We start from the raw sequence: 24,042 nt of genomic DNA on the forward strand, positions 1-24,042 counted from the left end.
TGAACGTGTGCCCGGCATGTCGCAAGCGACGGACACAGGCCCCGACCAGCGTCGCCACACCCACCACCCATCCCGATGACGTGGCATGTCCTCGACGACGGCCGAGCGAGGTGTACGGAGGACCCGTGGAACGCGAGACCCATCAGGGACGGCCCCTCCCCCGGCCGGGGCACGACCTCGAGGACCAGGGGCTGGGCTTCGACCTCGGCACGCTCGACCGGCGCGGCCTGCTGCGCGTGCTCGGCCTCGGCGCGGTCGCCGTCGGGGTGGCGGCGTGCGGTAGCCCGCCGGCGGCGTCGGCGCCGACGACGAGCCCGGGCGAGATCCCCGACGAGACGGCCGGCCCGTACCCGGGCGACGGGTCGAACGGCGCGAACGTGCTCACGCAGAGCGGGATCGTCCGCAGCGACATCCGCTCCAGCTTCGGCGGTCCCACGGGCGTTGCCGAGGGCGTGCCCATGACCCTCGAGCTCACGGTCGCCGACCTCGCCCGGAACGGCGTGCCCTTCACCGGCGCCGCGGTCTACGTGTGGCACTGCAACCGTGACGGCGAGTACTCCCTCTACACCGACGCGATCGCGGGCGAGAACTACCTGCGGGGCGTGCAGATCGCCGACGCCCGGGGTCGCGTCCGCTTCACCAGCATCGTGCCGGCCTGCTACGCGGGACGGTGGCCGCACGTCCACTTCGAGGTCTACCCCGAGGCCGGGAGCATCACCGACGCCGCCAACGCCCTCGCGACCTCGCAGGTCGCCCTGCCCGAGGACACGTGCCGGCAGGTCTACGGGCAGCCCGGCTACGAGCAGTCCGTCACCAACCTCGCCGACGTCACCCTCGCCTCCGACAACGTGTTCTCCGACGACGGCGGCGCGAGCCAGCTCGCCACCGTCAGCGGGGACGTCGCGCGCGGCTACACCGTCGTGCTGCCCGTCCGCGTCGACACCCGGACGACACCGTCGGCAGGTGGCCCCGGCGGCGGCCGACCACCGCGATGAGCTATTGACTATCGATAGATATCCGTCGACGATCGATTCATGAGTCCGGTCGTCATCCTCGCGCTGCGGGTCCTGCTCGTGCTCGTCGGGCTCGGTGCCGCCGGCGTCCAGGTCACGATCGTCGTCGCCGTGGCCACCAGCGGCGGAGTGGTGGCGACGGTCGCCGTCTACGCGGTGCTCGGCGTCGTCGCGCTCGCCGCGCTGGAGGTCGGGCTGGTCGCGCTGTGGGTGCTGCTGGCGATGGTGCGCCGCGGCGCGATCTTCGACGACGGCGCGTTCCGCTGGGTCCGCATCGTCACCGTGGCCGGGCTCGCCGCCGCGCTCCCCGTCGCCGCCGTCTGCGTGCACTACGGCGAGCTCGACGACGCACCGGGCCTCGTGCTGATCGGCGGCGGCGTCGCGGTCGCCGGCGCGGTCTACACCCTGCTGATGATGGTCATGCGCGGCCTGCTCCAGAACGCGACCGTGCTGCGCCGCGAGCTCGACGAGGTCGTCTGATGATCGTCGTCGACATCGACGTCATGCTCGCGCGCCGCAAGATGTCGGTCGCCGAGTTCGCCGAGGCGGTGGGGATCACCCCGGCGAACGTCGCCGTGCTCAAGAACGGCCGCGCGAAGGCGGTCCGCTTCACGACGCTCGACGCCGTCTGCCGGGTGCTGGCGTGCCAGCCCGGCGACATCCTGCGGTGGGTGCCCGACGAGGAGCTCGCCGAGGTCAGTGCAGCGCCTTGAGCCCCACGACGCCGCCCACGATGGCGAGCAGGAAGACGACCTTGAGCGCTGACACCGGCTCCTCGCCCGTCGCCATCGCGTAGGCGACGGTCAGGGCCGCGCCGATGCCGACCCACACCGCGTACGCGGTGCCCGTCGGCAGGGTGCGCATCGCCCACGCCAGGCCGATCATGCTGAGCACGAGCCCGACCACGAAGACCACCGAGGGAACCAGCCGGCTGAAGCCGGCGGCCTTCCCGAGAGCGGTCGCCCAGACCGCCTCCATGACCCCGGACAGCACCAGCACGATCCACGCCATGACGACCTCACCAGGTCGCCGTCTTGTCGTGGTCTGGGTACGGCGCCGCTCGTCCAGGAACCCCGATCGACCGGGGCACGGCATCACGATCTCAGGTGCACCGCGGTCCGGGCCAGGTGAGGCTGGTCTCCGGGGAGCTCAGCGCGGCTCGAGGAGGCAGAACTCGTTGCCCCTCGAGGTCCCGGCCGCCGAGGCTAGTCCCGGTGCTGGAGGATGTTGAGCACGTTGCCGTCGGGAGCACGGACGAAGAAGCGGCGCACGCCCCACGGCTCCGTCGTGAGCGGGTGGACGATCTCGAAGCCGCGCCGGCGGGCCTCGTCGTGGGCCGCCTCGACGTCGTCGACGGCGATCGACGCCACCGGGTCCTCGGGGGCCGTCGCGTCGCGGGTGACGAGCTGGAGATTCGCGCCGGACTCCGGCGACGAGAAGCGGGTCACCCAGTCCATGCCGATGCTCTCGTCGGTCAGGCCGAGGTAGCCGGCGTAGAACTCCCGCGCGGCCGAGATGTCGGGCACGCGCAGGTCGGTGTGGATGCGGGTGACGCGCACCGACCCAGTGTCGGGGCATGCCGCCTCCGTGACCAGCGGCCAGGCTTCTCAGGCCTCCGCCTGCACGGCGTAGACCTGCACCGAGTCGACGGTGATCGGGTCGTCGGGCCCGGCGCCCGAGGCCATGCCCGCCACGGCCTGCTCGGCGAGCTCCTGGGAGCTGTACGTCAGCAGGGCGAAACCCTTCGTCTCCGCGTCCCCGAACCACGTCCCCTTGATGAACCCGGGCCGTTGTTTGCTCCGGGGGACGACCTGCTCGGTGAGCATGCGCTGCGCCTCGTCCGCACGGCCCGGCTTGAGGCTCACAGCGATGTGGATCACGTACATCGGCACTCCCGAGGTGGAGCGGGACCACTCCTGCGCGGTCCGGCCCTCCACGGTCGCAGACCGAACGCCCCGGAGCCGCCCGCTCGCCACACCGGGCGGGAACTACGTAGGTGGCCGGACGGTCAGGGCGTCGCGCTGCGCTCCGCACCCGGCCTCTCCGCGGCGTCCCCGACGCCGTTCCCCGGTCGCGGCGCCGCCCGCTGCTGACGTCGCAGACGTCGACCGGTCACGGCGAGACAGACCAGTGCGGCGGTCGCGAGGACGACGGGGAACCATCCCTGCCACCGCGACGGGTCGTCGATGGCGTCGGCCCAGGTCCAGCCCACGAGCCCGGCGACCAGCACGGCCCCCGCCGTGAGCCAGACACGCAACGACCGCACGGTGCCGTGATCCATGCGCTCGAGCGTGACCGTCGTGTCCGCTCTTGGCCAGCCGGGTGGCGGACGTCGACCACGATCGGGGGACGACCCTCGCCCGACCCAAGGAACGTTCAGCACGAGGGGTGGGACAGGATCGCCTACGTGGACGAAGTGGAGACCGAGCAGGTCGTCACGCTGACACTGAGGAGTGGGGTGGTCATCGAACAGCGCATGCTCAACTCGGACTTCAGGACCACGACGAGCGAGATCACCGACTCGTGGACCGACGAGGAGTCGGTGCACCGGTACGTGATCTTCGGACACTCGATCGTCAGGACGTCCGAGATCGCGTCGGTCAGCTGGGGAGGCCTCGTACGTCGCGAGAGCGCCCACGATTGATCGATCTCGGGCCCTTCGACCTCCACACCTCAGGCCGGAGGGGCCCGGCTGAGGCACGGAGTGTCTCAGCCTGGCGGCCACGCTGACGTTCAACGTCAGAAAAGCGCGACGATCACGACGCCTACCGGACCGATCGCGGGTGACGTCGGTGTCGCGGGTGTCGCCGATGTGCGGTAGACTCGAACACGTGAGCGAACAGGTGGGTGCGGCGGAGCGGGCACTGCTCGCCCGTACCCGCGCCCGCTTCGCGGCCCGGGGGGTGGAGCACTACCGGCTGCTCGAGGATGTGGCCGAGCTCGACCGTGCCGGGGTGGCCGACCGGACCGGGGACCGGCTGACCGAGCGGCTGGTGGAGAACCTCGCCCGCTGCGACCGCCGGGAAGCGACCCGGCTGGTCGACGAGGCCCGCGACCTGATCCCGCGGGTCGCGGTCAGCGGGGAGACGCCGCCGCCGCGGCTGCCGCACACCGCGGCCGCCCTGGCCGAGGGCGCGGTCGGTGAGGCGCACATCGTCATCATCCGCCGGACCATGACCCGCATCGACAAGCTCGAGCACCTCACCCCGGAGGTGGTGGCCGAGGCCGAGCAGTCATTGGCGGAGAAGGCGCGGGCGCTGTCCCCGGCCGGGTTGACCCGGGCCGCGCAGCGGCTGCTGGCCCACCTCGACCCCGACGGCGCCGCCCCCACCCCGGGCGAGGACGGCCCGGACACCGTGCAGCTGCTGCGCCACCGCAACGGCACCATGGACCTGCGCGCCCGCCTCAGCGACGTCATCGCCGCCACGATGATCGACGACGGGTTCGAGGTCATGTCGCGCCCCGCCGGGCCCGACGACCACCGCGACGTGGCCGTGCGCCGCGCCGAAGCGCTCAAAGAGCTCTTCGCCCACGCCTTCGGCCCCGGCGGGCTGATCACCGACACCCGCCGCGAAGGCCAGCCCGACCAGCCGGGCAACGGTGAGCCGGCCGGTGGGCCCGACCCCGAACCCCCCGCCGAGCCGGCCGCCGAACCCGGCGCCGAACCGACCGAGTCGGCCGAGCCGACCGACGAGCCGACCGACGAGCCGACCGACGAGCCGACCGACGGTCAGCAGGCACTGATCCCCGCGCCCCGCCGCTCCAGCGACGCACGCCCCGACGGCGCCAACACCGGCCGGCCCGCCACAGCAACCGCGGCAGAGGCAGGAGCGGGGCGGGCGCTGATCACGGTCACCATCGACCACGACTGGCTACGCCGCGCCGTCGGGCACGGGGTCCTCGACGACCAGCACCCCATCGACGCCGCCACCCTGCGGCGGCTGGCCTGCGACGCCGACATCATCCCGATCGTGCTCGGCACCCGCTCCGAACCCCTCGACATCGGACGTCGCTCCCGCACCGTCCCCGACGCCCTGCGCCGCGCGCTCACCGTCCGCGACCAGGGCTGCGCGTTCCCCGGCTGCACCCGACGACCGCGGCGCTGCCACGCCCACCACATCAGATTCTGGGGCCACGGCGGCCCCACCCAGATCGACAACCTCGTACTGCTCTGCACGCATCACCACCAGCAGATCCACCACGCCGGCTGGCAGATCGAGATGATCGACCGGCGGCCCTGGTTCACCCCGCCACCCTGGATCGACCCCACCCAGCAGCCACGCCCCGGCGGCCCCGCACCACCCCTCCCCGCCGCGGCATAGGCCGTCACCTATGTCCGGGACGAAGCCCGGGAGTCCGGCACGCCGGCGTAGTCGGGCAGGTCGATGCCGTTGATCGCGCGCTCGATCACCGCCATGTCCCACTCGGAGGGGTCCACGTTCGCGCCGGGGATCCGGCTCTCGGCGTTCCACCGGCCGATGGTCTGGTTGGCCTCGACGAACGAGCGCATCCGTTTGTCGTAGGCGGCGAACCCGGCCTCCGGGTTCCAGCCGGCGGCAGCCAGCTCCCCGGCCAGGACGTACGCGCCGACCAGAGCGAGCCCGGTGCCCTGCCCGGACATCGGCGACGAGCTGAACGCCGCGTCGCCGAGCAGCCCCACGCGCCCGGTCGACCAGCGGCCCATCAGCACCTGGGCGACCTGGTCGAGGTAGAAGTCCGGGGTGTCATCGAGGTAGGCGAGGATCCGCGGGGTCTGCCAGCCCAGGCCTCCATCCGCTCGCGCAGCAGGCGTTTCTGAGCGGCGACGTCGCGGTGGTCGAAGCCGACGTCGGGCGAGGGGAAGGAGAACATCGCCATCGCCCGCGTCGCGTCCTGGATGGGCCGCAGGCCGGCCGACCGCCCGGTGCCCGGCTCCTGGCAGTCGATCAACCAGCTGTCCAGCTCGAACTCGTTGGGCACGCTGTAGAAGGCCAGCACGTGCCCGAGGTGACGGACGAACTCCTCGTGCGGCCCGAACGCCATCGCCCGCAGCGAGGAGTGCAGCCCGTCCGCCCCGATCACCAGGTCGAAACGCCGCCGGTTGCCGCCCTCGAAGGTCACGTCGACGCCGTCGGCATCTTGGGTGATCTCGGCGATGCGGTCGCCGAAGACGTACTCGACGCCGTCCCGCGTGTCGTCGTACAGGACCCGGGACAGGTCCCCGCGAAGGATCTCGATGTCCGAGATGAACCCGTCGCCGCCGTCGTCCTCCGCGCGGTAGGTCTCGAGCACGTTCCCGTCGACGTCGACGGTGTACGCGCCGGCGGTCGGCGTGCGGGCCGCGCGCACCGGGGCGTCGAGCCCCATCCGGACGATGACGTCCTTGGCCACCCCGCGCGCGTCTACCGCCTGCCCGCCCGGGCGCAGGCCGGGTGCCCGCTCGACCACCGTCACCTCGGCCCCGCGCCGGTGCAGCCAGTGGGCCAGCGCCGGCCCCGCGATGCTCGCCCCCGCCACCAAGACCTTCGTCCCGCTCACCGTGCCCCCCTCACCCGTCGGATGCGGTCCGGATCGTAGGTGGTCGCGGTCACTAGCCTCGTGGCGTGGAGCCCTCCCGCAGCGGTCACCTGCCGATCAACGGCCTCCAGCTGTACTACGAGGTGTACGGCGATCTCGGGGTTGTGCCCCTGCTGCTCGTTCCCGGGGCCTTCCTCTCCACCACCTCGATGGAGCGGTGGGTCGCGACGTTCGCCCCCGCGCGTCCGGTCATCGTGTTCGACCAGCAGGGACACGGCCGCACGCCGGACACGCCGCGCCCGATGTCGTACGAGCAGTTCGGCGACGACGCCGCGGAACTGCTGCGCGCGCTCGAGGTCGAGCATTGCGACGTGATGGGCTACTCGCAGGGCGGTGCCGTCGGGCTCCAGCTGGCGCTGCGGCACCCGGAACTCGTGCGAAGGCTGGTCGTGCTGTCCGCGACCTACCGCCCGGACGGCTGGTACCCGTCGGTCCCCCGTGCGATCGAGGGCGTCAGGGGCGAGCTCTTCGCGGACACGCCGATCGGCGAGGCCTTCCGCCGCCACACTCCCGACCCCGGGGCGTTCGACGCGTACGTCGAGAAGATGAAGGTGCTGGGCATCGAGGACCACCACATCAGCGACGAGCAGATGCACTCGATCCCGGCCCCGACGATGGTGATCGTGGGCGACGCGGACGGCCTGCGGCCCGAGCACGCCGTGGCGATGTTCGCGCTGCGCGGCGGTGGCGACGAGGAGGCCGCGGCGACGGGTGAGCTCTCGGAGACGCCCAGGGCGAGGCTCGTCGTCCTGCCGGCGACGTCGCACATCTCGATCTTCGCAGCGGTGCCGGTCCTCGCGCCGATGATCACGGACTTCCTGGACGACGCGCCCCCGGCCGCGGCGTCGCTCTGGTGAACGCGTGGGGCGGAGAGCAGGCCTGGGGCGTGTCCGACGTGTCGGAGCCGCTTCATCGCCGTCTCGGTGACGATCCATGTCAGATGTGACAGCGATCGTCACCCAGACCGCGATCGCGACGGGCGACTCTGCAGGCCGGAGGCTGCGGGGGCGGACGAGTCGGCCTGTAAGCCGGATCCTGTGCCCACGTCCCTCGCGGGCGCGTGGGTGGCGACCATCCATCTCGGCCCGCCGTTGCCGGCGGGCTCCAGCGGTCTACCCGCAGGTCTCGGGCGGGCAGCCCTCGGACGACCTGCGCGGCCGGTCCTCGCGGACCGACCTTCTTGACCTTGCTCCGGGTGGGGTTTACCGAGCCGTCCTGGTCACCCAGGACGCTGGTGGTCTCTTACACCACCGTTTCACCCTCACCACCGAGCGGGACCCGGTGGCGGTCTGTTCTCTGTGGCACTGTCCCGCGGGTCACCCCGGGTTGCTGTTGGCAACCACCCTGCCCTGTGGAGTCCGGACTTTCCTCGACGGGGATCACCCGCCGCGGTCGCCCGGCCGACTCGTCCGCGTCGACGATGGTACCGACCCGTGTCCCCAGGACACGGGTCGGCACGACCGTTAGCGTCGCGCACCGTGTCGGACCCGTCGGTGCTCCAGATCGTGCTGCTGGCCGCGCTGGGTCTCCTCGCCGGCGCGGTCAACGCCGTGGCGGGTGGCGGGTCGCTCATCGTCTTCCCCGCCCTGCTCACGGTCGGCCTGCCGCCGCTGCCGGCGAACGTCACCAACTCCGTCGCGCAGTGGCCGGGCTACGCCGGGTCGACGGTCAACGCCCGCAACGACCTGCGAGGCCAGCGACGACGAGCCGTCAGCACCAGCCTCGTGGCCGCCCTCGGCGCCGCGCTCGGCTGCGCCCTGCTGCTGATCCTCCCCCAGTCGGTCTTCGACGCCGTCGTGCCGATCCTCGTGCTGCTCGCGAGCCTCACCCTCGGCGCCCAGCCCTGGATCAAGAAGTGGACGGGCCGCGCGGAGCGCACCGCCGACAACCCGAAGGTCCTGCTCCCGACGATCTTCGTCGCCGCGGTCTACGGCGGCTACTTCGGCGGCGCGCTGGGCGTCGTCCTCATCGCCGTGCTCTCACTGCTCGCCCACGACACCCTGCAGCGGCTCAACGCCCTCAAGGTCCTGCTCTCGCTGGTGACGAGCACGGTGACCGTGGTGCTGTTCGCGCTCTTCGCCCCCGTCGACTGGCTCGCGGTGCTGCTGCTCGCGCCGACCACGCTCGTCGGCGGCTTCCTCGGCATGGCCGTCGCCAAGAAGATGCCCGACGGCGTGCTGCGCTGGAGCGTCGTCGTGCTCGGTGTCGCGGTGGCGATCTACCTGTTCCTGCGGTGACCGCCCTCGCCGTCGCGCTGCTGGCGGTCGTCCTCGTCGTCGCGGTCACGCGCCCGCGGGGCCTCCCGGAAGCGGCCGCCGCCGTGCCCGCCGCGGCGATCGTCCTCGTCACGGGTCTCCTGGCGACCGACAAGGCCTGGGACGAGGTCCGCGAGCTCGGTCCGACCGTCGGCTTCCTCGCCGCCGTGCTCGTGCTGGCGCACCTCGCCGACGCCGAGGGCGTGTTCCGCTGGGCCGGGGGCCTGCTCGCCCACCACTCGCGGCACCGGCCGCGGCGCCTGTTCGTGCTGGTGGTCCTGGCCGCCACCCTGACGACCACCGTCCTGAGCCTCGACGCCACCGTGGTGCTGCTGACCCCGGTCGTCCTCCACACCGCGCGGCGCATCGGCGCCCGCCCGGCCCCGCACGCCTTCGCCTGCGCCCACCTCGCGAACAGCGGTTCGCTGCTGCTGCCCGTCGCCAACCTGACCAACCTGCTGGCACTGCAGGCGAGCGGCCTGACGTTCCTCGGCTTCGCGGCGCTGATGCTGCTGCCGCAGCTCGCGGTGCTCCTCGTCGAGTACGTCGGGCTGCGGCTGACGTTCCGCGACGACCTCGCCGCGCCCGCCGACGCGGACGGTCCCGACGAGGAGGAGGCCTCGGTCCCCCGCGTCGCGCTCGTGGTGCTGGCGGCGACGCTGCTCGGCTTCGCGGCCGCCTCGCCGCTGGGGATCGAGCCGGTGTGGGTCGCGGTGGCCGGTGCCGTGGTCCTCGCCGTGCGCACCCTGATCACCCGTCGCACGCGGGTCCGGGACGTCGTCGCCGCGGCCTCGCCGCTGTTCTGCCTGTTCGTGCTGGCGCTCGGCGTGGTCGTGGCCGCCGTCACCGACCGGGGCCTCGGCGCGCTGGTCGCCGCCCTGCTCCCGACCGGCACCTCGTTCACGGCGCTGCTCGGGCTGGCGGCGATCGCGGCCGTGCTCGCGAACGTCGTCAACAACCTGCCGGCGACGCTGATCCTGCTCGCCGCGCTCGGCCCGTCGCCGGCGGTGGGCGCCGTGCTCGCCGTGCTCATCGGCGTCAACGTCGGGCCGAACCTCACCCCGGTCGGTTCGCTGGCCACCCTGCTCTGGCGGCGCGTGCTCGCCGACCGCGGGGTGCCGGCCCCGCTCGGGACGTTCACGGTCGCGGGCCTCGCGACCGTGCCCGCGGCCGTCCTCGCCGGGACGGCCGCGCTGGCGCTGGTGGTGTGAGCGGTCAGCTCACGACGGCGGCGAACTGAGCGGTGTCGGTGAACTGCTCGACCCGGATCGCCCGGCCGTCGCGCACCTCCCAGACGTGGGCCCCGCGGGCCACCACGGACCGACCGGTGGCGCGGTAGGTCCCGCGGTAGGTCACGACCCCGACCACGGCGTCGCCGTCGGCCAGCACGCGCTCGAGGTCCACGACGAACCCGTCCCACTCGGCCCCGACGCGCGCGAAGATGCCCTCGAGCACGGCCTGCGGGCCCTCGTAGGTGCCGCCGTAGAGCCCGCCGGCGGACTCTGTCCACACCACGTCGTCGGCGAGGAAGCCGAGGACGGCGGGGATGTCACCCCGCCCGAAGTCCTCGTAGGCACCGCGGACGAGGGCGGCGTTGTCGGTGGCGACGGAGCTCATGGCGGTTCTCCCGGTCGGTGTCGCGGCTCGTGGGGCCGAGCCTGGACCGGTCCGGGCGGCCCGGGCAGTACGGAGAGCTACGTATTGACGGTTCCCATCGCCTGGGTCCCGACGGCGGCGAGCAGGTCGAGCCGGCTGCGGGCGTCGCTGCCGGGCGCGGGGGTGAACACGAGCAGGCGCAGGTCGTCCTCGGCGGTGGTGAGGGTGTCGCAGTCGATCACGACGTCACCGACATCGGGGTGCACCACGGTCTTGCGGCTCTGCTGGTGGCCCGCGACGACCCCGGAGTCCCACAGCGCCACGAACTCCGCGCTCGTGGCGGAGAGGTCGGCGATCAGCGCGGCCAGGTCGGGGTCCTCCGGATAGCGGCTGGTGCTGCCGCGCAGGTCCGCGACGAGCGAGCGCACGAGCACGTCGCGCTCCTCCGGGGTGTGCTGCACGCGCGCGTGGGTGTGGCCCTCGGTGAACTGCTTCCACAGGGTGTTGCGCTCGCGGTCGGACAGCCCGCTCGGGTCGCCCATGAGCGCCGCGTAGAGCGGGTTCCAGGAGATGAGCGTCCAGGTCACGTCGAGCAGGGCGACGGGGTGGTCGTGCAGCGCGTCGACGATCCGGCGCACGCCCGCGGGGATGCGCCGCGAGATCCGTCCCCGGTCGGCGGCGTGCCCGGCGAGGCGGAAGAGGTGGGCCTGCTCGTGGTCGGAGAGGCGCAGTGCCCGGGCCAGGGCGGCGCACACCTGCGCCGACGGGGTGCGGGTGCGGCCCTGCTCGAGGCGCACGACGTAGTCGATGGAGATGCCGGCCAGCAGCGCGAGCTCCTCGCGGCGCAGGCCGGGCGCGCGGCGCGGGGCGTTGACCGCCATCCCGACCTCGGCGGGGTCGGTGCGGTCACGCCAGGTCCGCAGGGACGCCGCCAGCTCACCGGTGCTCACGGCCCCGATCATCCGCCGGAACCGCACCCGCTGGGGGGTACGGGATGTACCAGGACGATCCTTCGCTCCCCGCGGTGTCGCGGACGGGTCACCATGGCGGCATGACCACATCGGAGCTGACCGACCGCCTCGCCCTCGCCGACGACCTCGTCCTCACGCGCATGGGGTACGGCGCCATGCAGCTCGCCGGTCCGCACGTCATGGGGCCGCCGCGCGACCGCGGCGAGGCGATCGCCGTCCTGCGCGAGGCCGTCGACCGGGGCGTCACGCACCTCGACACCGCCGACTTCTACGGCCCGTTCGTCGTCAACGAGATCATCAAGGAGGCCCTGCACCCCTACCCGGCGGACCTCCGCATCGTCACCAAGGTCGGCTGCCGGCGCGGCGACGACGGCGCGTGGAACCTCGACACCTCGCCCGAGGAGCTGACCCGCGAGGTGCACGAGAACCTCGGCCGGCTCGGCGTCGAGGCCCTCGACGTCGTCAACCTGCGGGTCTCCGACGACCCCGACGAGTCCCTCGCCGAGGCTTTCGGCGCGCTGGCCGAGCTGCGCGAGCAGGGCCTGATCCGTCACCTCGGGGTCAGCAACGTCTCCCCCGCCCAGCTCGCCGAGGCCCGCGAGGTCGCGCCCGTCGTCTGCGTGCAGAACCACTACAACCTGGTGCACCGCACCGACGACGACCTCGTCGACCACTGCGCGGCCGAGGGGATCGCGTACACCTCGTTCTTCCCGCTCGGGGGCTTCTCGCCGCTGCAGTCGGACACGCTCTCCCACGTCGCCGAGCGCGTGGATGCCACCCCGCAGCAGACCGCGCTGGCCTGGCTGCTGCAGCGCTCGCCGACGATGCTCCTCATCCCGGGCACGTCGTCGCGGACGCACCTGCGCGAGAACCTCGCCGCGGCGGACCTGGTGCTCCCGGCGGACGCGGTCGCGGAGCTCGACGCGATCGCCTGAGTCGAGAGCGCTGAGTTGAGGTCGGGGCCGCGGCTCGGCAGGCTCATGGTCGTGACGGCTGCCGACGTGGAGGCACGCGCGCGCGTGCGGGAGCAGGCCCAGGGGATCGCCGCGGGCTGGTCGGGGCCGGACGCGCCCCCGACCTGGGCGTTGACCGCGGAGCTCTTCCGGGCGATCTCCGAGGAGCCCGTGCTGCTCGAGCTCGCCGCGGCGATCCCGCTGGACCGCCTGCCGCCGCTGCTGCTCAGCGCCGCGGTGCGCGCGCTCGTCGCGCGCCGGGAGCCGGAGCCCCTGGTGGGCTACTTCCCGGTCCCGGGCGGCGGCCAGCCGGACCTGGACGAGGGGTTCCGCCCGGCCCTCGTGGCGTTCGCCCGCGAGCACGGCGGGGAGCTCGCGCAGCTCTGCGTCGAGCACCGCTACCAGATGAACGAGGTCGCGCGGAGCGCGGACGTGGTGGCCGCCCTGAGCCGCCTCGACCCCGATCGCCCGATCGCCCTGGTCGACCTGGGCACGGGCGCCGGGCTCGGTCTGCACCTCGACCGCTACCGGTACGACTTCGGCGGCCGGACCCTCGGCCCCGAGGACGCGGTGCTCACCATCACCCCGGAGCTGCGCGGGTCTCCGGCCCCGCTGCCCGCGCGGCTGCCCCCGATCGCCGCACGGCTCGGCGTCGACGTCGAGCCGCTCGACCTCTCCGACCGGCGTGTGCACGACTGGCTGGCCGCCTGCATCCCGCCGGAGACCTCGGCGGTCGACCGCTTCGCCGCCGCGTCGGAGGTCGCGCGGACGCACCCGGCGACGACCGTGCGGGCCGACCTGGCCGAGGACCTCCCCGCCCTGTGCGCGCGGATGCCCGACGAGGCCGTGCTGGTGCTGGTCGACACCTACGTCACCGTCTTCCTCACCGACGAGCAGCGGGCGCGGTTCCGCCGGGACCTGGCGGAGCTGGGCCGCGACGTCGAGTGGATCTCGGTCGATCCCCTGGTCCCGCTCGGTGTCGAGGGCCGCGAGAGCACCCAGTACCTGCGGGTCCCGCCGCGGGCGCTCGAGGCGACCCGCGCGGGCGTCACCGGGGTCATCGGGCACCTGTCGGTGCGTCCGGACGGGTCGTCGTCCGGAGAAGTGCTGGGTCTGGCCCATCCGGGTGGGGCGTGGCTGGAGTGGTGGTGACGCCGTCGAGCCGGTCCAGCCCGCGGAAGGCCGGCGCGAGCAGCGCCAGCACCACCGCGACGCCGACCGCTCCCGCGAGCACGAGCCCGGCGACCGGCAGCCCGGCCCCGGCGGCCACAGCGGCGATCGGGGCGTTGGTGAGGGCCGGCGCGGCGAGCGTGACCGTGTTCTGCGCGCCGAGGACGCGCCCGCGCATGGCGTCCGGCGTGGCCTCGACGATGATCACGCCGAGCAGGGCGGCCGCCGGGGCGTAGGTGAGCCCGACGAACGCGGCGCCGCCGAGCACGACCCACGGCGACACCATGCTCCCGACCGCGGCGAAGCCGACGAGGGTGCCGACCATCCCGATGACGAACCACGTCCGCCGCGTCAGCCGCCGCGCGGCGGCGGCGTAGACCGCGGAGCCGGCGATGCTGCCGCCCGCGATCCCGGAGAGCGTCAGGCCGGTCAGCGACGCGAGGCCCTCGCCGGAGAAGTAGGCGGGCATGAGCGTGCTCTGCAGCGCACCGAGCACCGCGGCGAGCACCGACGTGAGCAGGGTGGCGCCCAGCACCAGCCGGTGGCGGGCGAGAAAGCGCCAGGCGTCGACCAGGTCGACCACGGCACGGCGGACGGAGCCGGCGACGCCCGGCCCGCCCGGGGACGTCCGCGCGGCCACCGCGCCGGCCCGCGGGTCGAGGACCATGGCCGTCAGCGCGGCGAGCAGGCTCGTCGTGGCGGTCACCAGCAGCACCAGCGGCGTCAGGCCGAGCACGGCGACGAGCAGCCCGCCGAGGCCCGGGCCCGCGAGGACGAGGACGTTGCCGACGGTCTCGCGGGTGGCGACGAGCCGGTCGAGCGCTCCCGGCCCGCCCGGCCCGAGGCGCGCCAGGGCGGGCAGCAGCGTCTCCCGCGCGGTCATGCCGGGCACCCGGATCACCGCGCCGAGCACGCCGAGCACCAGGAACCAGCCCATGTCGAGGCCGACGAGGGCGTCGACGACCGGGAGGGCGGCCACCGTGGCCGCGGCCAGCAGATCGCCGACGATCGAGACCCACCGCCGGTCGATCCGGTCGACGACCAGTCCGGACACCAGGCCGGCGACGGCCGCCGCGGTGGTGGTGGCGGTGGCGAGGACGCCGGCCGCCAGGACGTCACCGGTGCGGGCCAGCACGATCAGTGGCAGGACCACCGAGGCGATGCCCTGCCCGAGCAGCGACAGCCCGTACGAGGCGAAGAAGATCGTGCTGCTGGCGCGGGTCCGGTCGCCGGTCATCGCGTTCCCTCCCTCGGACGGTGTCGAGGGACAGGGCGCACCCGGCCGCCGGGGCACACTCAAGGAGACGGTCGCGTGATCCGGATCACGCTTGACCATGACGCAGCGGCACGGTCTCCACTGGTGGGGACGCCGCCGACCAGGAGGACCGATCCATGGCGTGGAGCACGCGCGAGCTGGCCGAGCTCACGGGGACGACGCTGCGCGCGGTGCGGCACTACCACGAGGTCGGGCTGCTGGCCGAGCCCGAACGCCGGTCCAACGGCTACAAGCAGTACGGCGTGGCCCACCTCGTCCGCGTCCTGCGGATCAAGCGGCTGACGGACCTGGGCTTCGGGCTCTCGCAGATCGCGGAGATGGGCGACGCCGACGATCATCCCGAGGAGGCCCTGCGCACCCTCGACGCCGAGCTCGCGGCCACGATCGAACGGCTGCAGCGGGCGCGCATCGAGCTGGGGCTGATCCTCACCCAGGCCGCGCCCACCGACCTGCCGCCCGAGCTGGCGGCGGCCGCGAAGAAGGCCGAGCTCTCCGAGGCCGACCGGTCCTTCTCGGTGGTGATGAGCCGGGTGCTCGGGTCACAGAGCCTGCAGGCGTACGCGGAGCTGCTCCAGAACGCGCCCACCGACCCGGTGTTCCAGGAGTTCGACGACCTGACCGCCGACGCGGACGAGGACATGCGCCGCGACCTCGCCGAGCGGATGGCCGCCCCGACCCGTGCCGTGCGCGCCGTGCACCCCGTGCCGGACGTGGGTGAGGACAGCCCGCTCGGCCGGCGGCGCGCCGGGGAGACGATGGGCAAGGCGCTGCGCGAGCTCTACAGCACCGCGCAGATCGACGTCCTGATCCGGCTGGAGAAGGAGATCGAGAAGCTGGGGCCGCCGTGAGCTACGCGAGGTAGGACGTGTCGTTCACCAGCCGCACCGAGGCCCCGCCGTCGGGCCAGAACTCGACGACCGACAGGCACGCCAGGTCGAGGTGCAGCCGGTAGAGCATCGCCGGCCCGGCGTCGAGGGCACGGCGCAGGATCAGCTTGATCGGCGTGACGTGGCTGACGACCACCACCGTCTGCCCCGGGAAGCGGCGCAGCAGGTCGTCGAGCGCCGCGTACACGCGTCCGGCGACGAGGTCGAAGCTCTCGCCCTGCGGCGGGCTGACGGCGCTGTCGCCGAGCCAGGCCCGGTGGACCTCCGGGTCTCGTGCCGAGGCCTCGGCGAACGTCAGCCCCTCCCACGTGCCGAAGTCGGTCTCGGTCAGCCGGTCGTCGACGGTGACGCCCAGCCCCAGGACCCCGGCGACGGGCTCGGCGGTCTGGCGCGCGCGCATCAGCGGTGAGCTGATGACGGCGCGGATCGGGCTGTCCGCGGCGACGTGGCGCGCGGCGAGCGCGGTCGCCGCGGCCGCGGCCTGCTCCAGCCCCTCGCGGGTGAGCTCGGGGTTGCCGCGCCCGGAGTAGCGGCGCTCCACCGACAGCGGGCTCTGCCCGTGGCGCAGCAGCAGCACGCGGGTCGGCGGGGTGCTCCCGCGTCCCGTCCACGACCCCGCGGTGCTCACTTGCTCTTCTCCGTGCGCACGACGATGGCCCCGCACTGCTCGCAGCGCACGACGTCGTCGGGGGCCGCCGCGGCGACGTCGCGCAGCTCGCTGCGGTCCATCTCCAGGCGGCAGGCGCCGCACCGGCCGCCGACCAGCTCGCCCGCGCCGGTGCCCGACCGGGCGCGGAGCTGGTCGTAGAGGCCGACGAGGTCCGCGGGCAGGTCCTTGGCGACCTCGGTCCGCTCGGCGCCGCGGCGCTCCTCGAGGACGTCGAGGTCGCCCAGCACGCCGTCGCGGCGCTCGACGGCGTCGGCGAGCGCGGTCTCGGCCCTGTCGAGCTCGGCCTGCTCGTGGGCGAGGTCGGTCTCCGCGGCGTCGTGGCGCTCCATGACCTCGAGCTGCTCGTCCTCGAGGACGCCGCGGCGGCGGGCGAGGGTGTCGAGCTCGTGCGACAGGTCGGTCATCTGCTTGGCCGACACGCTGCCGGAGTCCATGAGCCCGCGGTCACGGTCCTCGCGCGTGCGGACCTGCGTGACCTCCTGCTCGAGCTTCGCCACCTCGCGGCCCAGGTCGCTCACCGACGTCCTCGCGCGGACCACGGCGTCGCGGTGGCCTTGCACCGTCGTCTCCGCCTCCTCCACCGCCGTCGCCTCGGGCAGCGTGCGGCGGCGGTACTGCGCCCGGGCGAGCTCGGCGTCGAGCCCGGCCAGCTCGAGCAGGCGGCGCTGGGCGGTCGGGTCGGCCTTCATGCGTTCACGGCTCCTGACGGCTGGCCGACGGTCCACGCGTCGGTGCGGGTGGTGGACACGGTGATCTCGAGGCCCGGCGCGGCCCGCGCGAGGACGTCCGCGGCCTGCCCGCACCACGGGTGCTCGGAGGCCCAGTGCGCGACGTCGACGAGGGCGGGGGCGCCGGGCTCGGCGAGGTGGTCGGTGGCGGGGTGGTGGCGCAGGTCGGCGGTGACGTAGACGTCGACCCCGGCCGCGCGGGCGAGGTGGAGCATCGAGTCGCCGGCGCCGCCCGAGACGGCGACCCTGCTGACCGTCCTCGTGGGGTCGCCGCCCGCCCGGACGCCCCAGGCGGTCGCGGGCAGGGCGTCGGCGACCCGCTGGGCGAACGCCTCGAGGGTCTCCGGCGCGGCGAGCGTGCCGATCCGCCCGATCCCGACCGTGCCGTCGCCCTCGGGGGCGAGCGGCCGCTCGACGGTGACGCCGAGCGCGGCGGCCAGCGCGTCCGAGACACCGGGGTCCGCCGCGTCGGCGTTGGTGTGCGCGGTGAACAGGGCGGTGCCGGCGCGGATGAGCCGGTGGATCGCCGAGCCCTTGGGCGCCGTCGTCGCCACGGCGTGCACCCCGCGCAGCAGCAGGGGGTGGTGGGTGACGAGCAGGTCGACGTCGCCGTCCACGGCCTCCTCGATCACCGCCGGCAGCGGGTCGACAGCGACGAGGACCCGGCGCACCGGGGCGGTCGGGTCGCCGACCGCGAGCCCCACCGCGTCCCAGTCGTGCGCCAGCGCCGGCGGGTACGCGGCCTCGAGGGCGGCGACGGCGTCGGCGACGGTCACGGGGGCGGCGGGGGTCATGGCGGTCCATTCTGCCCACCGCCGCTGAGGAGATGGCCGTGGTGCCCCGGTGCGGGCGCGCGCGGCCGGTCGCCTCCTGGTTCGCAGCGAACGCGCTGTTCGCTGCTTCTACGCGTCCGAAGTCCCCGTTCGCGGCGCTCGACCCGACGCGCGGGATCATGGCGCCGTGTTCGTGGTCTTCATCTGTTCGGGCAACATCTGCCGCTCGCCGGTCGCCGAGAAGGTCTTCCGCGCCCGGCTGGCCGAGGCCGGGCTGGCCGACACGGTGACCGTCGCGAGCGCCGGGATCGGGTCGTGGCACGCCGGCGAGCCCATGGACCGGCGCGCGGCGGCCAGCCTCCGGGAGCGCGGCTACGACACCCGGCACACCGCGCAGCAGGTCGACGACGAGCTCCTCGGCGCCGACCTGCTCGTCGCCGCCACCCACGACCACGTCCGCGACCTCCTCGCCGCCGGCGCCGACCCGTCCCGGGTGGTGCTGCTGCGCGCGTTCGACCCCGACGCGCCCGAGGGCGCCGAGGTCCCCGACCCGTACTACGGCGGTCCGGACGGGTTCACCGACGTCATCGACATGATCGAGGCCGCGATGCCGGAGCTCGTCGAGCGGGTGCGGCGGTGACCGTCGAGGCGCTGCTGGCCGGCGCCGGGCGCGGGGTCTCCATGACCACGCTCGACGACGGCACCGAGGTCGTCGTCAAGGGCGGGGCGCCGTCGGCGATCGCGGCCGAGGCGGCCGGGCTGCGCTGGCTCGCGGAGCCCGGCGTCGTCGGGGTGCCGGAGGTGCTCGGGGAGACCGAGGGCCGCATGGTGTCGACGCGGGTGCCGTCGGGCCGCGCCGACCGCGCGTCCGCCGAGGCGTTCGGCTGCGGTCTGGCCGCGCTGCACGCCGCCGGGGCGCCCGCGTTCGGCTCGCCGCCGCCCGGCGGGCCCGTGCACGCGTGGATCGGCGAGGCGCGGATGGACAACGAGACCGGCGAGCACTGGCCGGCCTGGTACGCCGAGCACCGCGTCCTCCCCCACGCCCGGCGCGCCCTCGGACCCGACGAGCTCGCGCTGGTCGAGCGGGCGTGCGCGCGGTTCGACGCCGTCGCGGGCCCGCCGGAGCCGCCCGCGCGCCTGCACGGGGACCTGTGGACGGGCAACGTGCTGTGGTCCGGCGGGCAGGGCTGGGTGATCGATCCGGCCGCGCACGGCGGGCACCGCGAGACCGACCTCGCCATGCTCGCGCTCTTCGGCGCACCGCAGCTGGAGACGATCCTCGCCGCGTACGACGAGGCCGCGCCGCTGGCCGAGGGCTGGCGCGACCGTGTCGGGCTGCACCAGCTCTGGCCGCTGCTGGTGCACGCCGAGCTGTTCGGGGGCGGGTACGCGCGGCAGGCCCTCGCGGTGTGCGAGCGGATAACCTGACGTCGTGCGGTTCCTGCTGAAACCCGGGTGGATCGCACTGACGCTCGTCGTGGCCGCGTTCGCGTTCGCCTGCTACTACCTGCTCGCCCCGTGGCAGTTCCACCGCAGCGACCAGCGCGACGGCGACAACGCGGCGCTCACCCGCGCGGTCGCGACCGCACCGGTGCCGCGCGGCGAGGTCGTCGCTCCCGGTGCGACGCCCGGCGAGGACGTGGCGTGGCGCCAGGTCACCGTCACCGGCACCTACCGACCCGAGGGCGAGGTCCTCGTCCGGTTGCGCAGCATCGAGGGGCACCCGGCGAGCGAGGTCATGACCCCGCTGGCCACCACCACCGGCGAGACGGTGCTCGTGGACCGCGGGTACGTGCGCACCGACGACCGCGGGGCGCTCCCGCCGATCCCGCCTCCACCGCCGAGGGTGGTGACGGTGAGCGGGTACCAGCGTCTCGACGAGGGCGCGCCGAGCCGGCCCGCGCTCGTCGCCGACGGGCAGCGGCAGGTCTACGCGGCCGACGCGGCCACGATCGCCGCCACCGGCGGGGTGGCGACGAGCCCCGGGTACGTGCAGCTGCTGCCGGCCCAGCCCGGGGTGCTCACCGCCGTCCCCCTCCCGCCGCCCGACCCGAACCCGTCGTACTCCTACGCCTGGCAGTGGCTGATCTTCGGGCTGATGGCCATCGGGGCGTGGATCTACTTCGCGCGGCTGGAGTACCGCCGCGAGCACGGGCTCGAGCCGCGGCCCCGCGACGACCAGGACCCCCGCGACGCCGCCGACGGCAGCCACTGGGACGCGCGGGCGTCGTCGAGCGCCACGGAGGAGAAGCTCGCGGACCGCTACGGCCGCCGCTGAGCTGCCGACACCCCGACGGCCAGCACGGCCGTCGCGAGACCCACCGCGCGGGAGAGGCGCACGGCGCGCGGGAGGTCGGCGACCGCCGGGGTGCGGCCGTCGCCGAGCAAGGGGCGGTCCTGGACGCCGTACGGGTACACGGTGCGCCCGCCGAGCCGCAGGCCGAGCGCGCCCGCGAACGACGCCTCGACCGGCCCGGCGTTGGGGCTGGGGTGCGCGGGAGCGTCGCGCCGCCAGATGCGCCAGGCGTCGGCCGGGCGACCCCCGACCAGGGGCGCGCACGCCGCCGTGACCAGCGCCGAGACGCGCGCGGGCACGACGCCGGCGACGTCGTCGGCGCGGGCCGCGGCCCAGCCGAAGTGCCGGTACCGCGCCGAGCGGTGCCCGACCATGGCGTCGAGGGTGTTGACGGCGCGGTGACCGAGCAGGCCCGGGATCCCGGCGACCGCGCCCCACACCAGCGGCGCGACCACGGCGTCGGCGGTGTTCTCGGCGACGGACTCCAGGGCCGCGCGCGCCAGGCCGTCCGGGTCGAGCGCCGACGGGTCGCGCCCGCACAGGTGGGGCAGGCGCTCCCGGGCCGCGTCGACGTCGCCGGCGCCCAGCGAGGCCGCCATCGCCGCGCCCTCCCCCGCGAGCGACGTCCCACCGAGCACGGTCCACGTCGCCGCGGCGGTCAGCAGGGTGCGCGCGAGCGGGTGGCGGACGCGCTCGGCGAGCACCCCCACGCCCACCGCGCCGCCGACGAGCACCGCGGCGTACGCGACGCCCGGGGCGCGCCGGTCGGCCCACCAGCGCCGCTCGAGGGCGGCGGCCACGGACCCGAACGCCGCGACAGGGTGACCGCGGCGCGGGTCGCCGAGCACGGCGTCGGCGAGCACCCCGAGGGCGAGGCCCGCGGCGCGCGCGAGCGGCACGTCCGGCAGCCGCCGAGCCCTGTGGATCATGCGGAACGTGCCCCTCGTCGCGCGGCACCGGCGTTCCGGCGAGGGGCGCCCCCCGCCGGTCTCTCCGACCGAAGGTGCCCTTCGCTCGAAACCGGGGGGCGCGCGATCACCCCGCGATGATCTCACCCCGACCGTGACAGGGTCGCCGGCGTGGGATTCAGCGATGACCTCTGGGCCGCGGGCGCCGGGATCTACGACCGCGTCCGCGAGCACCCCTTCCTCACCGGCCTGGCTGACGGCACGCTGCCGCACGCCGCGTTCCGGCACTTCGTCGTGCAGGACGCCCACTACCTGCGCGGCTACGCCCGGGCGCTCGCGGTCCTCGCGGCACGGGCGCCCACCGAGGCCGACACGGTGATGTTCGCCCAGCACGCCGCCGGGGCGATCGCGGCCGAGCAGGACATGCACGCCGGGCTCGCCGAGGCGCTCGGGATCAGCGGGACCGCCGACCTCCCGGTCGCGCCCACCACCACCGCCTACACCAGCTACCTGCTCGCGACCTGCCACGGCGGCTCGTTCGCCGAGGGGCTCGGCGCGGTGCTGCCGTGCTACTGGATCTACGCGCGGGTCGGCGAGGCGCTGCTCGAGGCCTCCTCTCCCGACCCGCTCTACGCCCGCTGGATCGCGATGTACGGCGGCGAGGAGTTCCAGGCGGTCGTCGACGCGGTGCTCGCGCTGACCGACCGCGTCGGGCCGCCGCTGGGCGACGTCGAGCGCGGACGCGTCCGGGAGCACTACGTGACGACGTGCCGCTACGAGTGGATGTTCTGGGACGCCGCGTGGCGTCAGGAGGACTGGCCGGTCTAGCCCGACGGTTCGGCGGGCCGCCGCAGCACGAACCGGGTCTCGACGACGTGCGGCGCCGCGCCCGGCGCGCGTCCCGGGGCGCTGGGGACGAGCGCGCCCTGCGGGCCGGCGAGGGCGACGAGCTCCCAGCCCTGCTGGCCCAGCCGGTTGAGCTGCTCGGCGTACACCCGGGCCCAGGCCACCCGGTACGGGCGGTACTCCTCGAGGATCAGCTCGTCGGAGGGGCCGATGGCGTAGATCTGCCACTCGGCGCTCGCCCCGCCCGAGGCGTCCTCGGCCAGACCCACCGCGGAGATCTCCAGCGTCGCGTACTCCCAGGCGCCGGCCACGCGCCGACCCTAACGCTCAGGACGCGCGCCGACTCCCGCCCCGGCGGTGCTCCGGGAAGGGCCGGGACTGCGCGACGGCGCGGGCGGTCTCGCTCGCCCGCGCGGTGCGCGCGGTGCGGGCGCGGCGCACCGCCGAGGCGCGCCCCGTCGAGGAACGCCCCGCCGACGAACGCCCCGCCGCGCCGGCGCGGTCGGCGGCTGCGGTGCCGAGCGTCGTGACCGTGCGCCCCGAGCCCGGCGGCGTCGCGCCGGGCGCGTCGCCGGTGAGCAGGAATCCGGCCAGCTTGGTGAGCACGCCGGCCACGATGAGCGCGGGCCCCACCACCCAGGCGCCGGGCATGCCGAGCGCCAGCACCGCGATCCCGGCCCCGAGGAGGACCAGGCCGCCGAAGAGGAGGAGAGCCGACCGCACGAGGAACAACGCTACGTGGTCATTTCGCGACCAGCAGTCGGCCGATCGGGGCAACCAGGTGCGCGTGGTGGCGGTGACGATCGCGCGACGGGGTCGTAGGGTGTGCCAGTCGCGCGTCAGGAGGGGCACATGGAGTTCGTCGTCCGGTACGTCAACGGCCCGTTGCAGGGCATCGGGTCGATCACGCAGCCCGACGACGCCGGTGAGGAGCCGCCGCTGCTCCAGCGCATCCCGCTGCCCAGCGGGGAGCACGGCCTGCGCCGCACGGTGTCCGACATGGCGGGCGGCGGGCAGACCGCCATCTACGAGCGCACCGGCTACAACGAGCCCGCCGGCGAGTGGGAGTTCACGCTGATCCGCGTCGAGTAGGCCGGGAAGGCCGCCCCACCGCGACCTCGTGGCGGCGGGCGGTCATGGTCCAGAATCACGGTCGTGACCACGGATCCCGCCGCCCCCACCGGCGTGCTGCGTCCCGCCGCCGCGCAGGACGCGGAGCGGGTCGCGGCGATCTTCGCCGGCTACGTCCTGCAGTCGATCGCGACGTTCGTCGAGGAGCCCCCGTCCGACGAGCACTGGCGCACGCGCATCGCCGCCGCCGGTCCGACGCTGCCGTTCCTCGTCGCCGAGGTGGACGGTGAGGTCGAGGGCTTCGCCTACACCGCGCCGTTCCGTCCGCACGCCGCATACCGGTACACGGTCGAGGACTCGATCTACATCGCGCCCGAGGCGGCCGGCCGCGGCCTGGGCTCGCGCCTCCTGGCGGGCCTGCTCGACGCCCTGCACGGCACCGAGATCCGGCAGGTCGTCGCGGTGATCGCCGCGATCGCCGGCTCCCGCCACGACACCCCGTCGATCGTCCTGCACCGCCGCCTCGGATTCGTCGAGGTCGGACGGATGCCGTCGGTGGGCAACAAGAACGGGCAGTGGGCGGACACCGTGCTCATGCAGGCGGACCTCCGTCCCGGGGGCTGATCAGCCCCGCACGACGACGAACGGGCCGCCCCGCCGGTGCGGGACGGCCCGTCGTGACGTCGGGTCGGGCGGTCAGGCCTGGACGGCCACCGCGGCCGGGCGGCGGGCCCAGTTCCGCTGCGCGTGGCGTACGAGGACGCCCGCCACTCCGACGCCCGCTCCGGCGCTCACGATCATGCCGACGAACACTGCAGCCATGACGGCTCCTCCTCACCACGTGCACGCGCCGCGGCCGGTGCCCGGGTCCGGATGACCCGACCGGCCCGCGTGCGCTTGCGAACGGTGGGTGCTGACTGCACCCACAAGGAGAGACGCACGGCTAGGGGGTGGTGTTCCATCGCGTCCGGCCATGACGCAATGACCCCACTCACAGCGACCGCACGCGTTCACCCTGTGTCCCCCACCCGTCCCCAGTAGTGTCCGACGAGCCAGCGAAAGTAAACGGGCGT

31 protein-coding genes, 1 other RNA gene, 1 pseudogene and 1 riboswitch are annotated in these 24,042 nt (G+C 74.5%); of the genes and pseudogenes, 17 read left to right on the top strand and 16 right to left on the bottom strand.

The genetic code is table 11. The features are described from left to right. The first annotated feature begins 125 nt into the window (after positions 1–125). Genes WCD41_RS21765 through WCD41_RS21775 form a run of 3 tightly spaced genes read left to right on the top strand, consistent with a single transcriptional unit; the run spans position 126 to position 1,726 of the window. Positions 126–995, top strand: coding sequence for an intradiol ring-cleavage dioxygenase (locus WCD41_RS21765; protein WP_337716336.1), 870 nt, complete (start codon positions 126–128; stop codon positions 993–995). A gap of 39 nt (positions 996–1,034) precedes the next feature. After that, a complete protein-coding gene (locus WCD41_RS21770) occupies positions 1,035–1,493 on the top strand; it encodes a DUF2975 domain-containing protein (protein WP_337716338.1) in 459 nt (152 codons plus the stop codon). Then, entirely contained in the window at positions 1,490–1,726 is a 237-nt protein-coding gene (locus tag WCD41_RS21775) for a helix-turn-helix domain-containing protein (protein WP_337717006.1), read from the top strand. The genes WCD41_RS21770 and WCD41_RS21775 overlap by 4 nt, the downstream gene beginning before the upstream one ends. Here the strand turns inward: WCD41_RS21775 and WCD41_RS21780 are convergent. The 4 genes from WCD41_RS21780 to WCD41_RS21795 form a co-directional block, all read right to left on the bottom strand. Continuing rightward, a complete protein-coding gene (locus WCD41_RS21780) occupies positions 1,710–2,024 on the bottom strand; it encodes a DMT family transporter (RefSeq protein ID WP_337716340.1) in 315 nt (104 codons plus the stop codon). The genes WCD41_RS21775 and WCD41_RS21780 overlap by 17 nt on opposite strands. Positions 2,025–2,036: 12 nt before the next feature. Further along, positions 2,037–2,106, bottom strand: a riboswitch (guanidine-III (ykkC-III) riboswitch). Between the two features lie 112 nt (positions 2,107–2,218). Continuing rightward, the gene (locus WCD41_RS21785) at positions 2,219–2,572 is read right to left on the bottom strand and encodes a VOC family protein (protein WP_337716342.1); all 354 of its coding nucleotides are present in this window, start codon (positions 2,570–2,572) and stop codon (positions 2,219–2,221) included. 48 nt (positions 2,573–2,620) lie between these two features. Further along, positions 2,621–2,899 carry a hypothetical protein gene (locus WCD41_RS21790; protein ID WP_337716344.1) on the bottom strand — a complete coding sequence of 93 codons (279 nt, stop codon included), beginning with the start codon at positions 2,897–2,899 and terminating at the stop codon, positions 2,621–2,623. 122 nt (positions 2,900–3,021) lie between these two features. After that, positions 3,022–3,294 carry a hypothetical protein gene (locus tag WCD41_RS21795; protein ID WP_337716346.1) on the bottom strand — a complete coding sequence of 91 codons (273 nt, stop codon included), beginning with the start codon at positions 3,292–3,294 and terminating at the stop codon, positions 3,022–3,024. A 126-nt stretch (positions 3,295–3,420) separates the two neighbouring features. On the opposite strand from WCD41_RS21795, the gene WCD41_RS21800 reads away from it, so the two are divergent. Then, positions 3,421–3,657: a hypothetical protein gene (locus WCD41_RS21800; protein ID WP_337716348.1), complete on the top strand. Its 237-nt coding sequence runs from the start codon at positions 3,421–3,423 to the stop codon at positions 3,655–3,657. A 187-nt stretch (positions 3,658–3,844) separates the two neighbouring features. After that, positions 3,845–5,335: a DUF222 domain-containing protein gene (locus WCD41_RS21805; RefSeq protein ID WP_337716350.1), complete on the top strand. Its 1,491-nt coding sequence runs from the start codon at positions 3,845–3,847 to the stop codon at positions 5,333–5,335. A gap of 8 nt (positions 5,336–5,343) precedes the next feature. Here the strand turns inward: WCD41_RS21805 and WCD41_RS21815 are convergent. Beyond that, positions 5,344–6,530: pseudogene (locus WCD41_RS21815) on the bottom strand (FAD-dependent monooxygenase). A gap of 65 nt (positions 6,531–6,595) precedes the next feature. Here WCD41_RS21815 and WCD41_RS21820 point away from each other — a divergent pair. Continuing rightward, complete coding sequence (locus tag WCD41_RS21820; RefSeq protein WP_337716354.1) at positions 6,596–7,426, top strand: alpha/beta fold hydrolase; 831 nt, start codon at positions 6,596–6,598, stop codon at positions 7,424–7,426. A gap of 151 nt (positions 7,427–7,577) precedes the next feature. Here the strand turns inward: WCD41_RS21820 and rnpB are convergent. Continuing rightward, positions 7,578–7,977, bottom strand: an RNA gene (gene rnpB / locus WCD41_RS21825) — RNase P RNA component class A. A gap of 70 nt (positions 7,978–8,047) precedes the next feature. Between rnpB and WCD41_RS21830 the strand changes: the two genes are divergently transcribed. Together WCD41_RS21830 and WCD41_RS21835 are read left to right on the top strand one after the other, a co-directional pair. Further along, positions 8,048–8,806, top strand: a complete 759-nt coding sequence (locus WCD41_RS21830) for a sulfite exporter TauE/SafE family protein (protein ID WP_337716356.1) — start codon at positions 8,048–8,050, stop codon at positions 8,804–8,806. Further along, positions 8,803–10,035, top strand: coding sequence for an ArsB/NhaD family transporter (locus WCD41_RS21835; protein ID WP_337716358.1), 1,233 nt, complete (start codon positions 8,803–8,805; stop codon positions 10,033–10,035). The genes WCD41_RS21830 and WCD41_RS21835 overlap by 4 nt, the downstream gene beginning before the upstream one ends. Before the next feature lie 4 nt (positions 10,036–10,039). On the opposite strand, the gene WCD41_RS21840 is transcribed toward WCD41_RS21835, so the two are convergent. Together WCD41_RS21840 and WCD41_RS21845 are read right to left on the bottom strand one after the other, a co-directional pair. Then, on the bottom strand, positions 10,040–10,441 hold the full coding sequence (locus tag WCD41_RS21840) for a nuclear transport factor 2 family protein (protein WP_337716361.1): 402 nt from the start codon (positions 10,439–10,441) through the stop codon (positions 10,040–10,042). Positions 10,442–10,518: 77 nt separating this feature from the next. Next, positions 10,519–11,370 carry a helix-turn-helix domain-containing protein gene (locus WCD41_RS21845; protein ID WP_337716363.1) on the bottom strand — a complete coding sequence of 284 codons (852 nt, stop codon included), beginning with the start codon at positions 11,368–11,370 and terminating at the stop codon, positions 10,519–10,521. 101 nt (positions 11,371–11,471) lie between these two features. Here WCD41_RS21845 and WCD41_RS21850 point away from each other — a divergent pair, with 101 nt between their 5' ends. Continuing rightward, entirely contained in the window at positions 11,472–12,326 is an 855-nt protein-coding gene (locus WCD41_RS21850; protein ID WP_337716365.1) for an oxidoreductase, read from the top strand. A gap of 51 nt (positions 12,327–12,377) precedes the next feature. Beyond that, on the top strand, positions 12,378–13,496 hold the full coding sequence (locus tag WCD41_RS21855; RefSeq protein WP_337716367.1) for a DUF2332 family protein: 1,119 nt from the start codon (positions 12,378–12,380) through the stop codon (positions 13,494–13,496). Here the strand turns inward: WCD41_RS21855 and WCD41_RS21860 are convergent. Then, positions 13,402–14,751 carry an MFS transporter gene (locus WCD41_RS21860; RefSeq protein ID WP_337716370.1) on the bottom strand — a complete coding sequence of 450 codons (1,350 nt, stop codon included), beginning with the start codon at positions 14,749–14,751 and terminating at the stop codon, positions 13,402–13,404. The two genes, WCD41_RS21855 and WCD41_RS21860, sit on opposite strands and share 95 nt — an antisense overlap. Before the next feature lie 155 nt (positions 14,752–14,906). Between WCD41_RS21860 and WCD41_RS21865 the strand changes: the two genes are divergently transcribed. Next, complete coding sequence (locus tag WCD41_RS21865) at positions 14,907–15,638, top strand: helix-turn-helix domain-containing protein (protein WP_337716372.1); 732 nt, start codon at positions 14,907–14,909, stop codon at positions 15,636–15,638. 1 nt (position 15,639) lies between these two features. Here WCD41_RS21865 and WCD41_RS21870 read toward each other — a convergent pair whose 3' ends face one another. Genes WCD41_RS21870 through WCD41_RS21880 form a run of 3 tightly spaced genes read right to left on the bottom strand, consistent with a single transcriptional unit; the run spans position 15,640 to position 17,869 of the window. After that, complete coding sequence (locus WCD41_RS21870) at positions 15,640–16,305, bottom strand: histidine phosphatase family protein (RefSeq protein WP_373695175.1); 666 nt, start codon at positions 16,303–16,305, stop codon at positions 15,640–15,642. After that, positions 16,302–17,036, bottom strand: coding sequence for a zinc ribbon domain-containing protein (locus WCD41_RS21875; protein ID WP_337716373.1), 735 nt, complete (start codon positions 17,034–17,036; stop codon positions 16,302–16,304). Before WCD41_RS21875 ends, WCD41_RS21870 begins: the two co-directional genes overlap by 4 nt. Continuing rightward, positions 17,033–17,869, bottom strand: coding sequence for a Nif3-like dinuclear metal center hexameric protein (locus tag WCD41_RS21880; RefSeq protein WP_337716375.1), 837 nt, complete (start codon positions 17,867–17,869; stop codon positions 17,033–17,035). The genes WCD41_RS21875 and WCD41_RS21880 overlap by 4 nt, the downstream gene beginning before the upstream one ends. Positions 17,870–18,035: 166 nt before the next feature. Between WCD41_RS21880 and WCD41_RS21885 the strand changes: the two genes are divergently transcribed. The 3 genes from WCD41_RS21885 to WCD41_RS21895 are packed head-to-tail and all read left to right on the top strand — an operon-like array spanning position 18,036 to position 20,126. Continuing rightward, positions 18,036–18,488 (top strand): low molecular weight protein-tyrosine-phosphatase, encoded by a 453-nt coding sequence (locus WCD41_RS21885; protein WP_337716378.1) that lies wholly within the window; start codon positions 18,036–18,038, stop codon positions 18,486–18,488. A gap of 41 nt (positions 18,489–18,529) precedes the next feature. After that, positions 18,530–19,276 carry a fructosamine kinase family protein gene (locus tag WCD41_RS21890; protein ID WP_337717008.1) on the top strand — a complete coding sequence of 249 codons (747 nt, stop codon included), beginning with the start codon at positions 18,530–18,532 and terminating at the stop codon, positions 19,274–19,276. A 4-nt stretch (positions 19,277–19,280) separates the two neighbouring features. Then, on the top strand, positions 19,281–20,126 hold the full coding sequence (locus tag WCD41_RS21895; protein WP_337716379.1) for an SURF1 family cytochrome oxidase biogenesis protein: 846 nt from the start codon (positions 19,281–19,283) through the stop codon (positions 20,124–20,126). Here WCD41_RS21895 and WCD41_RS21900 read toward each other — a convergent pair. After that, entirely contained in the window at positions 20,111–21,073 is a 963-nt protein-coding gene (locus WCD41_RS21900; RefSeq protein ID WP_337716381.1) for a cobalamin biosynthesis protein, read from the bottom strand. The genes WCD41_RS21895 and WCD41_RS21900 overlap by 16 nt on opposite strands. 150 nt (positions 21,074–21,223) lie before the next feature. On the opposite strand from WCD41_RS21900, the gene tenA reads away from it, so the two are divergent. Beyond that, positions 21,224–21,880, top strand: a complete 657-nt coding sequence (gene tenA / locus WCD41_RS21905; RefSeq protein ID WP_337716383.1) for a thiaminase II — start codon at positions 21,224–21,226, stop codon at positions 21,878–21,880. Here tenA and WCD41_RS21910 read toward each other — a convergent pair. Both WCD41_RS21910 and WCD41_RS21915 read right to left on the bottom strand, forming a co-directional pair. Next, the gene (locus WCD41_RS21910) at positions 21,877–22,209 is read right to left on the bottom strand and encodes a hypothetical protein (RefSeq protein ID WP_337716385.1); all 333 of its coding nucleotides are present in this window, start codon (positions 22,207–22,209) and stop codon (positions 21,877–21,879) included. The genes tenA and WCD41_RS21910 overlap by 4 nt on opposite strands. Positions 22,210–22,225: 16 nt before the next feature. Next, on the bottom strand, positions 22,226–22,621 hold the full coding sequence (locus tag WCD41_RS21915; RefSeq protein ID WP_337716387.1) for a hypothetical protein: 396 nt from the start codon (positions 22,619–22,621) through the stop codon (positions 22,226–22,228). A 129-nt stretch (positions 22,622–22,750) separates the two neighbouring features. On the opposite strand from WCD41_RS21915, the gene WCD41_RS21920 reads away from it, so the two are divergent. Continuing rightward, positions 22,751–22,990 (top strand): hypothetical protein, encoded by a 240-nt coding sequence (locus WCD41_RS21920; RefSeq protein ID WP_337716388.1) that lies wholly within the window; start codon positions 22,751–22,753, stop codon positions 22,988–22,990. A 63-nt stretch (positions 22,991–23,053) separates the two neighbouring features. Continuing rightward, positions 23,054–23,593 carry a GNAT family N-acetyltransferase gene (locus WCD41_RS21925; RefSeq protein WP_337716390.1) on the top strand — a complete coding sequence of 180 codons (540 nt, stop codon included), beginning with the start codon at positions 23,054–23,056 and terminating at the stop codon, positions 23,591–23,593. A gap of 72 nt (positions 23,594–23,665) precedes the next feature. Here the strand turns inward: WCD41_RS21925 and WCD41_RS21930 are convergent, their stop codons facing one another. Further along, positions 23,666–23,791 (bottom strand): hypothetical protein, encoded by a 126-nt coding sequence (locus tag WCD41_RS21930; RefSeq protein WP_337716392.1) that lies wholly within the window; start codon positions 23,789–23,791, stop codon positions 23,666–23,668. Positions 23,792–24,042: the final 251 nt, after the last annotated feature.

Source organism: Actinomycetospora aeridis, from assembly GCF_037400275.1.
In the GTDB taxonomy this organism is placed as follows: Bacteria; Actinomycetota; Actinomycetes; order Mycobacteriales; family Pseudonocardiaceae; genus Actinomycetospora; species Actinomycetospora aeridis.

Bases quoted from the DNA above. Each gene is read 5' to 3' on its own strand.
- WCD41_RS21770 (WP_337716338.1), top strand. From the start codon at position 1,035: ATGAGTCCGGTCGTCATCCTCGCGCTGCGGGTCCTGCTCGTGCTCGTC.
- WCD41_RS21780 (WP_337716340.1), bottom strand. From the start codon at position 2,024: ATGGCGTGGATCGTGCTGGTGCTGTCCGGGGTCATGGAGGCGGTCTGG.
- WCD41_RS21790 (WP_337716344.1), bottom strand. From the start codon at position 2,899: ATGTACGTGATCCACATCGCTGTGAGCCTCAAGCCGGGCCGTGCGGAC.
- WCD41_RS21795 (WP_337716346.1), bottom strand. From the start codon at position 3,294: ATGGATCACGGCACCGTGCGGTCGTTGCGTGTCTGGCTCACGGCGGGG.
- WCD41_RS21840 (WP_337716361.1), bottom strand. From the start codon at position 10,441: ATGAGCTCCGTCGCCACCGACAACGCCGCCCTCGTCCGCGGTGCCTAC.
- WCD41_RS21850 (WP_337716365.1), top strand. From the start codon at position 11,472: ATGACCACATCGGAGCTGACCGACCGCCTCGCCCTCGCCGACGACCTC.
- WCD41_RS21860 (WP_337716370.1), bottom strand. From the start codon at position 14,751: ATGACCGGCGACCGGACCCGCGCCAGCAGCACGATCTTCTTCGCCTCG.
- WCD41_RS21865 (WP_337716372.1), top strand. From the start codon at position 14,907: ATGGCGTGGAGCACGCGCGAGCTGGCCGAGCTCACGGGGACGACGCTG.
- WCD41_RS21875 (WP_337716373.1), bottom strand. From the start codon at position 17,036: ATGAAGGCCGACCCGACCGCCCAGCGCCGCCTGCTCGAGCTGGCCGGG.
- WCD41_RS21880 (WP_337716375.1), bottom strand. From the start codon at position 17,869: ATGACCCCCGCCGCCCCCGTGACCGTCGCCGACGCCGTCGCCGCCCTC.
- WCD41_RS21890 (WP_337717008.1), top strand. From the start codon at position 18,530: ATGACCACGCTCGACGACGGCACCGAGGTCGTCGTCAAGGGCGGGGCG.
- WCD41_RS21900 (WP_337716381.1), bottom strand. From the start codon at position 21,073: ATGATCCACAGGGCTCGGCGGCTGCCGGACGTGCCGCTCGCGCGCGCC.
- WCD41_RS21920 (WP_337716388.1), top strand. From the start codon at position 22,751: ATGGAGTTCGTCGTCCGGTACGTCAACGGCCCGTTGCAGGGCATCGGG.
- WCD41_RS21930 (WP_337716392.1), bottom strand. From the start codon at position 23,791: ATGGCTGCAGTGTTCGTCGGCATGATCGTGAGCGCCGGAGCGGGCGTC.